Source organism: Plantibacter sp. lyk4-40-MEA-4, assembly GCF_030209415.1.
Classification (GTDB): Bacteria; Actinomycetota; Actinomycetes; order Actinomycetales; family Microbacteriaceae; genus Plantibacter; species Plantibacter flavus_A.
Genome location: NZ_JARVSA010000003.1, coordinates 288,572 through 300,842, shown reverse-complemented (window position 1 = coordinate 300,842; position 12,271 = coordinate 288,572). Strand labels below are relative to the sequence as shown.

Annotated in this window: 11 protein-coding genes; 3 read left to right on the top strand and 8 right to left on the bottom strand. The window is 70.1% G+C overall.

Features of this window, described 5'->3' with window-relative positions; genetic code table 11:
• Positions 1-85 precede the first annotated feature (85 nt).
• The gene (locus QRN44_RS06625) at positions 86-1,177 is read right to left on the bottom strand and encodes a substrate-binding domain-containing protein (protein ID WP_285038631.1); all 1,092 of its coding nucleotides are present in this window, start codon (positions 1,175-1,177) and stop codon (positions 86-88) included.
• Positions 1,178-1,318: 141 nt separating this feature from the next.
• On the opposite strand from QRN44_RS06625, the gene QRN44_RS06620 reads away from it, so the two are divergent.
• The 3 genes from QRN44_RS06620 to QRN44_RS06610 all read left to right on the top strand — a co-directional run bounded on the left by QRN44_RS06620 (position 1,319) and on the right by QRN44_RS06610 (position 4,940).
• The gene (locus QRN44_RS06620; protein ID WP_285038630.1) at positions 1,319-2,314 is read left to right on the top strand and encodes an ABC transporter permease; all 996 of its coding nucleotides are present in this window, start codon (positions 1,319-1,321) and stop codon (positions 2,312-2,314) included.
• A complete protein-coding gene (locus QRN44_RS06615; RefSeq protein ID WP_079000918.1) occupies positions 2,311-3,198 on the top strand; it encodes a carbohydrate ABC transporter permease in 888 nt (295 codons plus the stop codon). The genes QRN44_RS06620 and QRN44_RS06615 overlap by 4 nt, the downstream gene beginning before the upstream one ends.
• A gap of 83 nt (positions 3,199-3,281) precedes the next feature.
• On the top strand, positions 3,282-4,940 hold the full coding sequence (locus QRN44_RS06610; RefSeq protein ID WP_079000920.1) for an extracellular solute-binding protein: 1,659 nt from the start codon (positions 3,282-3,284) through the stop codon (positions 4,938-4,940).
• Between the two features lie 40 nt (positions 4,941-4,980).
• Here the strand turns inward: QRN44_RS06610 and QRN44_RS06605 are convergent, their stop codons facing one another.
• From QRN44_RS06605 to QRN44_RS06575, 7 genes are read right to left on the bottom strand one after another with little or no spacing between them, the layout of a single operon-like run.
• Positions 4,981-5,997, bottom strand: a complete 1,017-nt coding sequence (locus tag QRN44_RS06605; RefSeq protein WP_064295998.1) for a LacI family DNA-binding transcriptional regulator — start codon at positions 5,995-5,997, stop codon at positions 4,981-4,983.
• Between the two features lie 35 nt (positions 5,998-6,032).
• On the bottom strand, positions 6,033-6,866 hold the full coding sequence (locus QRN44_RS06600; RefSeq protein ID WP_285038629.1) for an aldose epimerase family protein: 834 nt from the start codon (positions 6,864-6,866) through the stop codon (positions 6,033-6,035).
• The gene (locus QRN44_RS06595; RefSeq protein ID WP_285038628.1) at positions 6,863-8,164 is read right to left on the bottom strand and encodes an apiosidase-like domain-containing protein; all 1,302 of its coding nucleotides are present in this window, start codon (positions 8,162-8,164) and stop codon (positions 6,863-6,865) included. Before QRN44_RS06595 ends, QRN44_RS06600 begins: the two co-directional genes overlap by 4 nt.
• A gap of 54 nt (positions 8,165-8,218) precedes the next feature.
• On the bottom strand, positions 8,219-9,481 hold the full coding sequence (locus QRN44_RS06590; RefSeq protein WP_121289243.1) for an enolase C-terminal domain-like protein: 1,263 nt from the start codon (positions 9,479-9,481) through the stop codon (positions 8,219-8,221).
• Entirely contained in the window at positions 9,478-10,368 is an 891-nt protein-coding gene (locus QRN44_RS06585; protein ID WP_121289246.1) for an NAD-dependent epimerase/dehydratase family protein, read from the bottom strand. The genes QRN44_RS06590 and QRN44_RS06585 overlap by 4 nt, the downstream gene beginning before the upstream one ends.
• Positions 10,365-11,303: a carbohydrate ABC transporter permease gene (locus tag QRN44_RS06580; protein ID WP_121289249.1), complete on the bottom strand. Its 939-nt coding sequence runs from the start codon at positions 11,301-11,303 to the stop codon at positions 10,365-10,367. The genes QRN44_RS06585 and QRN44_RS06580 overlap by 4 nt, the downstream gene beginning before the upstream one ends.
• Positions 11,300-12,244: a carbohydrate ABC transporter permease gene (locus QRN44_RS06575; RefSeq protein ID WP_079000930.1), complete on the bottom strand. Its 945-nt coding sequence runs from the start codon at positions 12,242-12,244 to the stop codon at positions 11,300-11,302. Before QRN44_RS06575 ends, QRN44_RS06580 begins: the two co-directional genes overlap by 4 nt.
• Positions 12,245-12,271: the final 27 nt, after the last annotated feature.

Here is a 12,271-nt window from a genome sequence, read left to right as displayed (position 1 = left end):
CGACAGCAGGCTCAATCCCAGTGCGAGACGCCTGAGCCTGTCAAGCGATCGCGTTCAAACGAACAGCAAACGAACAGTCCACTCCTCACCGAGGCGGTGCCGTCGACTCGCGGAGGCTGAGGCTCGGCCGCAGGCTCGTGTGGCGCGCGGCGAACCCCGTCTGGGCTGCGGCCGAGATGCGTTCGAAGCACATCGTGGCCGCGAACCTGCCGATGTCGCGTTTGGGCGGTGCGACGGCCGTGAGCGGCACCCTGGCCAGGCCGGCGACCTCGTCGTCGTAGGCCACGATCGACAGGTCCCCGGGGATGGACAGGCCGAGGTCGAGCGCGGCATCCGCGAACTCGACGGCGTAGTGGTCCGAGTGCAGGAACACCGCCGTCGTCCCGGACGCCACGCACGCCTCCAGGTATCGCCGCGTCTGCTCGCCGACGCCCTGCTGGTCGTCGATGATGGCCGTGCTGGCGTCCTCGCGCAGTCCGAGCTGGCGCACGGCCCGCTCGAAGCCGAGACGCAGCGAGGGCGTCGTGGGGGTGTCGAAGGCGGCCATCCCGATGCGTTCGTGGCCGAGTCCGGCCAGGTGACGCAGGGCCATGACCGCCCCGGCGGCGTGGTCGGTGCGCACGAACTCCAGGCCGTCGCCGATCGCGGACTCGGCGACGGAGCGCTCGACGAGGACGACCGGCACCGGCGACCGCTCCAGCAGCTCGAGCGTCGGTTGGGCGTCGAGGATCGACGTCGTCACGAGCAGGCCGTCCACCCCGCCGACGAGGAGGCGCTCGATCTGATCACGCTCGCGGTCGGGGTCGTAGCGGGAGACGCCGAGGACGATCCGTCCACCGAGCGACTGGGCGCGCTCGACCGCACCGGCGACGATCGTCGGGAAGTAGTAGCTCGGGTCTGGGACGACGAACCCGAAGGTGAACAGGGTGTCGGCCGCCCCCGGAGCCGGGGTCGGCCGAGCACCGGGCCGGTGAGGCATCCCGGTCGTCGGCTGCGTGTCGACGGACACCGCGCCACCGTGCACGCGGCGGAGCCGACCCTGTTCACCGAGCTCGCGGAGGTCGCGCCGGACGGTCATCGTCGAGATGCCCATCCGTTCGGCGAAGTCCGCTGCCGAGAGACTGCCGTGGATGCGCAGCTCGGCGAGGATGCGCTCGTGTCGTTGCGACAGCTCCATGATGAACTCCGATGTTCGATTCCTGTTCGGATGATTGAATGATGTTGACTTTACACAGCGGCCCCGCGAATGATGTCCAACGTTCGAGAGAACGGCGCGGAGGCCCGAAACCTGGCATCCGCCGTGAGCAAGGGAGCTGCTGTGAGCGCGACGACGACCGATCGGCCGGAGACCATCCGACCACCGATCGCCCCCGCCGGGTCCGGTGATCGGCCGAGGAGACGCCGCGTGCCGTTCCGGATGCAGTTCCGTCGCGACGCACCGTTGCTCGTCATGGTGACCCCGGCGGTCGTGCTGCTGTTGCTGTTCGTGTACATCCCGCTGCTGGGGAACGTCATCGCGTTCATGGACTACCAGCCCTACATCCCGATCCCGGACAGCCCGTGGGTGGGCTTCGCCAACTTCACGGCGCTGTTCACCGACCAGGCGTTCTGGAACGCGGTCTCCAACACCCTCCAGATCACCTTCATCCAACTGGTGCTGTTCTTCCCCGTACCGATCGCGCTGGCCATCTTCATCCACTCGCTGACCTGGCCGTGGCTGCGCTCCATCGTTCAGTCGGTGCTGTACCTGCCGCACTTCCTGTCCTGGGTCATCGTCGTCGGCTTCTTCCAGCAGAGCCTCGGCTCCGGTGGTGTCCTCAACACCTGGCTGCGGCAGCTGGACCTCGGCACCGTCTCGGTGATGTCGGATCCGGCGACGTTCAAGCTGCTGCTCTCCTCACAGGTGATCTGGAAGGACGCGGGCTGGGGCACGATCATCTTCCTCGCGGCACTCGCGGCGATCGACGACTCCCTCTACGAGGCCGCCGCCATCGACGGCGCGGGCGCCTGGAGCCGGTTCTGGCACATCACGTTGCCCGGCATCCGACCCATCATCGTGCTCCTGCTCATCCTGCGACTGGGCGAGGCGCTGTCCGTCGGCTTCGAGCAGATCATCCTGCAACGGAACGCCGTCGGGCCGGGGGCCGCCGAAGTGCTCGACACCTACGTCTACTACCACGGCGTCATCGACGGGAACTGGAGCACCGGCATCGCCGCCGGGCTCATCAAGGGCCTCGTCGGTCTCATCCTCATCCTCGTCGCCAACAAAGCGGCACACATGCTCGGCGAGCAGGGAGTGTATTCCAAATCATGAGCACCATCGTCCGACCGGTCTGGGCGGGGAAACCGAAGCCCGTCGTCCTCGCGCTCAAGGCACTCGCGATCGTCGTGATCCTCGCCGTCATCCTCTTCCCGTTCCTCATCGTGGTCTCCACGAGCGTCTCGACCGCCGAGGACGTCACGGCCGCCGGCGGCTACGTCGTGTGGCCCAAGTCGTTCACGCTCGACGCCTACCAGCAGATCCTCGCCGGCGGGGTGGTGACCAGGGCGATCCTGGTGACGCTGTTCGTCACCGTCGTCGGCACGCTCATCAGCCTGGTCTGCACGGTCTCGGCGGCGTGGGCCCTCAGCCGACGGTCGTTCTTCCAGCGCCCGGTGCTCATGATCGTGCTCGCCACCTTCCTCTTCACGCCGGGCCTCATCCCGCTGTACCTGATGGTCAAGCAGCTCGGACTGCTCGACAACGTCTGGGCGCTCATCCTCCCCGGGGCGTTCAGCGTCTTCAACATGGTGGTCGTCCGCGGCTTCATGATGGGCATCCCTCAGGAGCTCATCGACAGCGCGAAGATCGACGGTGCGGGGGAGTTCCGCATCCTCGGCACGATCGTCCTCCCGCTGTCCCGCGCGGTGATCGCCGTCGTCGCCCTCTTCTACGCGGTCGGGTACTGGAACGCGTTCTTCAACGCCCTCCTCTACATCAACGACACCTCGAAGTGGACGCTGCAGCTCGTCCTCCGGACGTACGTGCTGCAGGGCTCCTCGCTCGTCGGCGGCGCCTCGGACGCCTCCGTGCTGCCGCCCGCCGAGTCCCTACAGATGGCCGTGGTGCTCATCGCCATCGTCCCGATCCTCATCGCCTACCCGCTCGTGCAACGCCACCTCACGAAGGGCGTGCTGACCGGCGCCGTCAAGGGCTGACCGATCCGCACCCACCGACCCGGCATCGTCGCCGGGACCCGACCCGCGCCCCAGGCGCTCGCCTCACCTCGAAGGAGACCACGATGAACGACACCACCCCAGGCCTGTCCCGCCGCACCTTCCTCACCGCGGCCGGCGTCGGCCTCGCGGTCCTCGGCCTCGGGTCCGCGCTCACCGGCTGCACCCCCGGTGGTGCGACCTCGGGAGCCGCCGGATCCGGAGCCCTCGTCCCGCTGCCCACCTACGTGCCGATCACGAAGGGACCGACCCCCGATCTCGCCGGCTCGGCGACGGTCCAGCCGGTGTACTACTCCGCGCCGAAGGAGTCGGAGCTGTTCACCTCGGTGTCGGGGAAGACGGCGATCAGCGGCACGGTGTCGGGCTTCGTCATCTCGTACAGCCCGCCGGCGCCGGCCTCGAACAGCTACCTCCAGGCGGCCGAGAAGCAACTCGGGTGCAAACTCGACCTCCAGGTGGTCCCCGCCGACTCGTTCGCACCCAAGTTCGCCACGGTCATGGCCGGCGGAAGCGTGCCGGACCTCGTCGAGTTCCTCGCGTTCCAGCTGCCGCCGTCCTACCCGCAGCTGCTCAAAGCGCAGTTCGCCGACCTCTCCGACCACCTCTCGGGCGACAACGTGAAGACGTACCCGAACCTCGCGAACCTGCCCACGCCGTCGTGGGAGGGCTGCCGGATCAACGGCCGGATCTACGGTGTCCCGGTGAACCGGCCACCCTTCGGCAACATGCTCATCTCGCGTCCGGACGTCATCAAGGACCTCACCGGGGCGGAGCCCGCCCCCAAGACGAAGGACGACTTCACCGAGCTGTGCAAGGCGGTCACCGACGCCAAGCGCAACCGCTACGCGATCAGCGGGCAGAGCAACGGCGACAGCGTCGACTGGGGGTACGACTTCATCGGTGCGATGTTCGGGGTCCCGAACGGGTGGGAGCTGAAGGGGTCGAAGCTCGTCCACAAGTGGGAGTCGGACCGGTGGCTCGAGACGCTCTCCTACATCAAGGAGCTGAAGGACGCCGGGTACTACCACCCGGACACCCCGAGCATCTCCGGCTCGCAGGCGAAGACCTACATGGCCAACGGCACCGTCCTCATGCACCAGGACGGCATCTCGGCCATCATCGACCCCGGTGCGCCGGAGGGCGTGGTCTACGACGCGATCCTGCCGTTCGCGGCGGACGGCGGCGACGGAATCGTCTACCAGGGCTCGTCGATGTTCTCGTTCACGGCGATCAAACAGGCGGACGAGGCGCGCGTGAAGGAGCTGCTGACCCTGCTCAACCACCTCGCGGCCCCCTACGGCAGCACCGAAGGGTTCTTCCTGCAGTACGGCGTCGAGGGCGAGCACCACACCCGGGAGGCGGACGGTCGCGTCGTCCTCACCGAGGCGGGGTCGGCGCAGATCGGCCCGACCTCGCTCAACCGACTCGCCGCGGCACCGCAGATCCTCGCGACGGCCGTGCCGATGGAGGAGCGGTTGCGGCGCTCGCACGAGTGGCAGCAGAAAGCCGCTCCCATGCTCCAGAAGAGTCCGATCACCGGCCTCTACTCGGAGACCGCCGGCAAGACCGCGTCGGCGACGAACAACCTGTCGTCGACGATGAACGAGTACATCCTGGGCCGCACGAGTTTCGACGCCGTGAAGTCGGGGATCGCCTCGTGGAAGCAGTCGACGAACGACAAGGTGCGGGCCGAGTACCAGGAGCAGCTCGAGAAGCTGTCCTGACGGCGGCCGGGCGGGTCGTCGAGACCCGCCCGGACCGACCTCAGGCCGGGGACCCGGTCGACTCGCCCTCGATGAGCTCGCCGTCCACGAAGTGCACCCCCGGGACGTAGGTGCCTCCGGCGATCGCATCGGCGAGGTAGCCGGCCGCAGCACGGCCGACGTCGTGGAGGAGCGGGTCGATCGTCGTGAGGGTCCGGTCCCGTTGACCCATGAGGCCGGCGAGGTTGTCCATCCCGACCACGGCGATGTCCTCGGGCACCCGGCGACCGGCCTCCCGGAAGACCTCGATGGCGGCGAGTGCGATGGTGTCGTTCGCGCAGAACACCGCGTCGACGTCGTGTCCGGCCTCGATGAGTCGCTGTGCCGCCTGACGCCCCCAGGCCCGGGACCAGTCGCCGTGGAGCCCCGTCCCGCCGACCAGCTCGACCCCGGCCTCGTCCAGCGCGCGGTGCAGTCCCTCCGCCCGGTCGTGGGCGGAGCGGTCGTCGAGCGAGGCACCGATGTGCGCGATGCGACGGCGACCGAGGCCCAGCAGATGTCGTCCCGCGAGCTCGCCGGCCAGGCGGCCGTTGTGCAGGAACGAGGCGTCCCCGGGATCGTCCGAGGCACCGTAGGCGTAGACGACGGGCACCGCGAACCCGTCGGTGACCGAACGCATCTCGGTCCCGCTGCCGTCGCCGATGACGAGGAGGCCGTCGACGTTGCGGGCGCGCAGCTTCCGGACGGTCGCGGCCATGAGGGAGCGGTCGAGACGGGAGTCGGACACGAGGACCGAGAGGTCGCGGGCGCCGAGGGTCGTCGTCGCGGCGGTGAGGACCGGCATCGTGAACGCGCCGGGGGCGTTGAGCGTCAGCACACCGATCGTCGCGCTGCGTCCCTGCGCGAGGAACTGGCCGAGGGCGTTCGGCTGGTAGTCCAGTCGCGCCGCGGCCTCGAGGATGCGCTCGCGCGTGGCGTCCGAGGCCTTGCCCTGACCACGCAACACCTTCGATGCGGTCGAGACGGAGACCCCGGCGATGGCGGCCACATCCTGCAGGGAAATCGCTTTTCTAGACATCGCGGATCGATTGTACCGGGCGGCGATCCCGAGGCTCATCCGAGGCGGTCGACGTCGAGCTCGAACCGGGTCGAGCGCTCCTCGCCGACCGCGAGGCGCACCGAACCGACGCCGTCGGCCGGATCGCCGTACGGGTCGGATGCCGGCTCCAAACCGACGGCGTCACCGGCACCCCACCAGGGGAACCCGCGCTCGCCGCGACGCTCCTGCCAGACGAACACCCGGGGATGGACGGTGACGTCGAAACCGAGTCGCAGCCCGACGCCGCTGGAGCGTGACCGGAGTTCGACCGTCCCGGTCGTGACCGGCAGGTCCGCGAACGCGGAGCTCGGTGCCGACGCGAGTCCGACCGCGCCGCCGTCGACGAGGAGCTCCGCGTCGTCGAACAGCTCGCCCGCGAAGGCGGGGTGTTCGACCCACATCAGGCGGGTCGCGGCCGTCCCGACGTTGCGCAGCACGGTGTCGACCGTGACCCGGCCCTCGGTCGCTGACACCGTCCTGACGACCCGGACGGGCACGGTGCGCAGCAGCACTTCGGCGACCACCGTGTCACCGTCCTGCCGCAGCGACCAGGTCCGCCAGGCGGCCTCGCCGTGGAACGGCTGCTCGACGGGAGCCCGCGGATCGGGATCGCCCGCCGACGGCAGCAGCACGTGCCAGCCACCGGCGTAATCACGGTGCCAGAGGGCGCTCGAGGAGGACATGCCCCACTCGGATCCTCCGGCGTCTGCCCATGGCGTCCGGTACAGCAGCTCCAGACCGGGCTCCTCGAGCAGGATCGAGTCGATCCGCGCGCCGAGGGCGACGACCCGGACCCGGAGGCCGTGGGCTCGGATCGTCACGGACGCGGGCTCGGTGGGGGACGTCACGCCGCGGCCGTCCCGTGCTCGACGCGGATCACGAACAACGCGTCGCCCGGGAACTCGGGCTGCTCGAGGCGGATCCGCCCGGTGCCGTCCTCGCCAGCGACCGCGGTCCATTCCGCGGCGTCCTGCCGGCGCTCGTCGAGGTCGTAGACGGTGACCGACGCCACCGAAGCGGGATCGAGTCGACACGTCAGCGCGAACGCCGACGGCGCGTACACGGCGACGAGGTGATCGTCCACCCGACCAGCCACGGCGCCCGAGGGTTCGGACTCGAGGAGCGCGCGGTCCTCGCGGAGTTCTGACAGCCCCTCGGCCTCGACGACCCGTCGGAGGAAGCCGACGTCGTCCGCTCCCGGGAAGCCGAGTGCGACGGCGGCGGGGAACGGGACGCCGTGGACCGCCTCGGCTGTGAACGCGCTCCCGCGACGGTGCCATGACCACACGCCGTGCGCGCCGTAGCCGAGTCCGGCCGCAGCACCTGCCACGACGCCCGTCCAGCTCGCCCGCCGGACGTCCGCGCGCGAGTGCCTCGCGCGGCCGGCGAATCGACCGAGCCCTTCGTAACAGGGTTCCAGATCGATGATCGGCCGCGTGACCGCGAGCCCGTCCACGTATCGGGTGAGGGTCTGCGGCAGCGTGTCCCAGTCCTCGTTGTGCCCGGACTGCAGGCCGTGCAGGTCGAGCAGCGGACCGTTCGCGAGGTCTTCCGGCATGCGCGCGGTCGGGGTGCTGTGCCAGGTGACGAGTGCCTCCGGTGCCAGTCGGCGCGCCTCGGACGCGGCGAGGCTGTAGCGGGCGATGGCCTCATCGGCATCGAGGTCGTCGTCGCCCGACACGATCCAGATCGGTTCGAACCGTGCGAACCGATCGACCGAATCGCGCACGTGGTCGAGTGTCTGCTGTTCGTCGAGCACCAGCTGGGGCGTGAGGCCCGCTCCCCAGGTCGCCGGGACGAAGTTGTTCCACAACAGGACCAGCATCGGCGTGAAGCCGTGCTCGACCGCCTGCTCGAGGAGCCGGACCGCGCGCGGCCAGTAGCCGGGATCGCCCGCGGACAGGTCCAGACGCCCGTCGACGACGGCGTAGGGCGTACGGCCACCCTCGGACCGGTCGTGCTCGATCGGCAACACGCTGATGAGCAGGGCGGTGAAGCCCTGCCGACGCCGCAGGACGAGGTAGTCGGACCACTCCTCGTCCGTCGGACCGCTGAACGCGGCCCAGACGGTGTCTGCGAGGAGGAACGACGGCAGGCCGTCGCGCAGCAGGGCGCGACGGGAGGGGGAGACGGACCAACGGGGCATGGGGTGCGCTTTCGGAGGGTGACGGGCAGGCGGAGGAGGACGGGGCGTGGGCGGTCAGGGGGCGATGAGCCCGCCGTCCGGGGCGCGCACACCGGCCGCCCAGGCGTCGTGGCCGGAGACGCCCGCGGGATACCTGGCGGCTTCGCGCTCGTCCAGGTCCACGCCCCAGCCAGGTGCGTCGCTCGGGGTGAGCCAGCCGTCGACGATGTCGAGCATGCCCGGGAACACCTCGTGACAGGCCTCGGAATACCGGTGGCCCTCCTGGACGCCGAAGGCGGGGCTCGAGACGTCGAGGGCTACTGCGGCCGCCACGGCGAACGGCGACGCATCACCGGGGGAGTGCCAGGCGGTCCGGATGCCCTCGACGTCCGCGAGCGTGGCCAGTCGCCGACCGGCGCTGAGGCCGCCGATGTCGGAGAGGTGACAGCGGATGAAGTCGACGGAGTGGGTGCGGACGAGGCGAGCCGCGTCGGTGAACGACGTCGCCAGCTCGCCGACCGCGAGGGGCACGGGCGATGCGGCGGCCACCTCGGGCAGTCGGTCCCAGTGCTCCGGCGCCAGGACGTCCTCCACGAAGAACGGGCGGTACGGTTCCAGCGCACGGGTGAGGGCGATCGCCTGGCGCGGCGTCAGCCGGGAGTGCACGTCGTGCAGGAGTTCGACCTCGTCGCCCAGGAGCTCCCGCATGCGCTCGAAGAGACGCGGGGTCCGCCGGAGGTACTCCTCCACGCGCCACCCCTGCGGGTGCTTTGCCCAGGTGTAGGGGTCGGCGGCCGGCGGTGCTCCGTAGTGGCCGATCCCGGCCTGGCCCGTCTGCACCCGGATGTGCCGGAGGCCCTCGTCCCGCAGCTGTTCGGCGTGGGCCGCCGTGGCCTCGGGGTCGGCACCCTCGGCATGCAGGTACACATCGGCCGCAGCCCGGACCCTGCCGCCGAGGAGCTCGTACACGGGCGTCCCGGCCCGCTTGCCGGCGATGTCCCACAGGGCCATGTCGATCCCCGAGAGTGCGTTGTTGCCGACGGGCCCTTCGCGCCAGTACGCGGAGAAGCGGATCAACCGCCCGAGGTCCTCGATGTCTCCGGGGTACCGCCCGACGAGGAGCGGCCGGAGGTGGTCGAGGTAGGCGACGACGGCACGCCAACGCTGGGTGAAGGTCGCACAGCCGAGACCGTACAGCCCGTCGTCGCTCGTGAGCACCTTCACCACGACGAGCGGGATGCCCTCGGGAGCGGTGACCACCGCGCGGACGTCGGTGATGCGCACGTCGTCCCGCGGGATCCACGGCTGGGCGAAGGTGGTCGGGGCGGCATCGGTCATCGGAGGTTCCTCACCGGGGTCTCGGGGTCGGGCTGCGCGACGGCGGTCCCGTCGTGCAGGGATTCGGTCGGGTGGAAGCCGAGGGCCCGCTCCGCGGTCGTCGTGTCGATCAGGGCTGCGGTGTCGGACACCGGCCGGATGATCGGGACACCGGGCGTGTAGCGATCGGCCAGCAGATGCGTCTCGCCGCCGAGCAGCGTGTCCGCGGCGCTCAGGCCGGCGACGAGCACGCCCTCGGTCGACACCTCGAGGCCGCGCAGCACCGCGCGGGTGGCGTCACCCATCGTGAGGTAGGCCCAGCCCTCGCGCGCCATGGCCGCGGGGTCGCGCGCGACCTCCTCGGCGACGTCGCGCAGGACGGACGGCCATTTCACGAGCGGGAAGCGCAGGGCGACCACGTCGATGCCGTGGCGGCGGTGGGCGTATGCGGCGGTCTGCTCGTCGACCGACTTGGAGAGCGAGTACGCGTCGGCGATGTCCGCGGGGGTGTGCTCGTCCAGCGGGAAGGACGGCGGCCACGTCCCGTGCGGGTTGTTGGGGTACCCGAGCGCGTTGATGCTGCTGGCGATGACCGCTCGCCGCACGCCGCGTCGACCGGCCTGGTCGAGCACGTTGAACGTGGAGTCGGTGTTCACCCGGAACACCTCGTACGGCGTCCCGAGCGAGGGGTGCGGGATGGCGGCGAAGTGGGCGACCGCGTCGACGCCGTCCAGTGCGGCGGCGACGTCGGCCACCGAGGTCGTGTCGCCGACGAACAGCCGGTCGGCGGGGTGTTCCGCGCCGAAGGCGAGCGACAGCGCGGAGACCTCGTAGCCTGCGCGGACCAGCGCGTGGCTGACGGCGCGGCCGATCTCGCCGTCGGCGCCGGTGACCAGGACGCGAGTCATCCCTTCACCCCGCCGGCCATGCTCGCACCGCGGAGGAACTGCCGCTGGAAGACCAGGAACAGCACCACCGGGATGATGAGCGACAGGAACAGTGCCGCCATCTGGACGCTGAGTTCCGTCTGGGCCGCGAGTCGCGGCAGTGCCACCGACACCGGTTGCAGGTCGGGGTCCGGCAGCACGAGGAGCGGCCACAGATAGTCCTTCCACGAGGCGACCACGGCGAGCAGTCCGACGACGCCCAGGATCGGACGCGACAGCGGCAACACGATGCTCCACAGGATCCGCAGCGCGCCGGCTCCGTCGATCCGAGCCGCGTCGTAGAGGTCCGCGGGGATCGATTCGAGGAAGCGGGCGATGATCAGGACGTTGAACGCCGTGGCCGCAGCCGGCAGCCAGACCGCCCATGGCGTGTTCAGCAGGGAGATGCCGACGACCGGCAGCTCGCGGACCGTGAGGTACAGCGGAACGAGCGCGACGATGCCCGGGACGAACAGCGTGGCGAGGATGGCTGCCGAGAACAAGCGGCCCCATCGGGGCCGGAGTACCGTGATGACGAAGGCGGCGCTGGTGGAGACCACGAGGGTCGCGACGGTCGCTCCGAGGGCGAGCACCGCGGTGTTCCAGAGGTAGTGGCCGATCCGCCCGCGTTCCCAGGCGATGCCGATGTTCTCCCACTGCACGACGCCGCTGCTGAAGAACGCGAACGGCTCTCGGATGAGGTCCTGGGTCGGCGACACGGCGGCGAGGGCGAGCCACACGAGCGGGCCGAGTCCAGCGACGACGAGGCCGAGGAGGACGACGACCTGTCCCAGGAGCAGTGAGACGCGGACGACGGGTCGACGGCGGTCGGTGTCGGAGATGTTCGACCGTCCGACGGCGTCGCGCTCGGGTCGGTCGGCGCGCTTAGCGCTGCGGGCTCGTGCGGGCGCACTCATGAGGCACTCCAACGGCGGGTGAGACGGGCGTAGACGAGGGCGAAGACCGCGAGGACGGCTGCGAGCAGGACGCTCAGGGCGGTCGCTGCGCCGTAGTCCACGCGCACGAAGGCGTAGTCGTAGATGGTCATCAGCAGGGTCCTGGTGGCACCGAGTGGTCCGCCGCCGGTGAAGAGGAAGGGCTCGGTGAAGATCTGCATCGTGCCGATCACCTGGAGGAGCAGCATCGTGCCGATGATGCCGCGCATCTGCGGCAGGGCGACGTGCCAGACGCGACGCCAGATGCCCGCGCCGTCGAGTTCGGCCGCCTCGTACAGTTCGGCCGGGATGCTCGAGAGGGCGGCGATGTAGATGATGACGGCGGTCCCGGCGCCGGCCCAGGTGGTCTCCAGGACGATCGACGGCATCGCGAGGGTCGGAGCGGTGAGCCATGGTACCGGCCCGATGCCGACGACGCCGAGGACCGCGTTGAAGACGCCGTCCTCGCTCGGTTCGTAGAAGAACTTCCAGAGCAGGATGGCGACGACCGGCGGCACCATGACGGGGAGGTAGGCCAGGGCGCTGAAGTACCAACGGTGGCCGCGCAACTCGGAGATGAACACGGCCAGGGCCAGCGGGACCGGGAAGCCGAAGAGGATCGCGAGACCGGTGTAGAGGAGGGTGTTGAGGGTCGCCTGCGGCAGGTTCGGATCGCTCAGCACGTAGCTGAAGTTCTCCATCCCGACCCAGGTGGACGTCTGCCCGGGCGTGATGTCCTGGACGCTCATCACGAGCGAGGAGAGGATCGGACCCCACGAGAAGTACAGGTAGACGAGGATCGCCGGCAGCGCGATGCCGAGGGCGACGAGACCTGGACGGGCGCGTCGCCATCGTCGTGTCGCCGCGGGCGTGCGCGTGGCCGATGACGGACCCGGCTGCGGTCGCTTGATGGTCTGGAACATGGGGTCCTCCTGGGACCGGGGCGGGCG

Bases quoted from the DNA above. Each gene is read 5' to 3' on its own strand.
- QRN44_RS06610 (WP_079000920.1), top strand. From the start codon at position 3,282: ATGAACGACACCACCCCAGGCCTGTCCCGCCGCACCTTCCTCACCGCG.
- QRN44_RS06590 (WP_121289243.1), bottom strand. From the start codon at position 9,481: ATGACCGATGCCGCCCCGACCACCTTCGCCCAGCCGTGGATCCCGCGG.
- QRN44_RS06585 (WP_121289246.1), bottom strand. From the start codon at position 10,368: ATGACTCGCGTCCTGGTCACCGGCGCCGACGGCGAGATCGGCCGCGCC.
- QRN44_RS06605 (WP_064295998.1), bottom strand. From the start codon at position 5,997: ATGTCTAGAAAAGCGATTTCCCTGCAGGATGTGGCCGCCATCGCCGGG.
- QRN44_RS06595 (WP_285038628.1), bottom strand. From the start codon at position 8,164: ATGCCCCGTTGGTCCGTCTCCCCCTCCCGTCGCGCCCTGCTGCGCGAC.
- QRN44_RS06625 (WP_285038631.1), bottom strand. From the start codon at position 1,177: ATGGAGCTGTCGCAACGACACGAGCGCATCCTCGCCGAGCTGCGCATC.
- QRN44_RS06575 (WP_079000930.1), bottom strand. From the start codon at position 12,244: ATGTTCCAGACCATCAAGCGACCGCAGCCGGGTCCGTCATCGGCCACG.
- QRN44_RS06580 (WP_121289249.1), bottom strand. From the start codon at position 11,303: ATGAGTGCGCCCGCACGAGCCCGCAGCGCTAAGCGCGCCGACCGACCC.
- QRN44_RS06615 (WP_079000918.1), top strand. From the start codon at position 2,311: ATGAGCACCATCGTCCGACCGGTCTGGGCGGGGAAACCGAAGCCCGTC.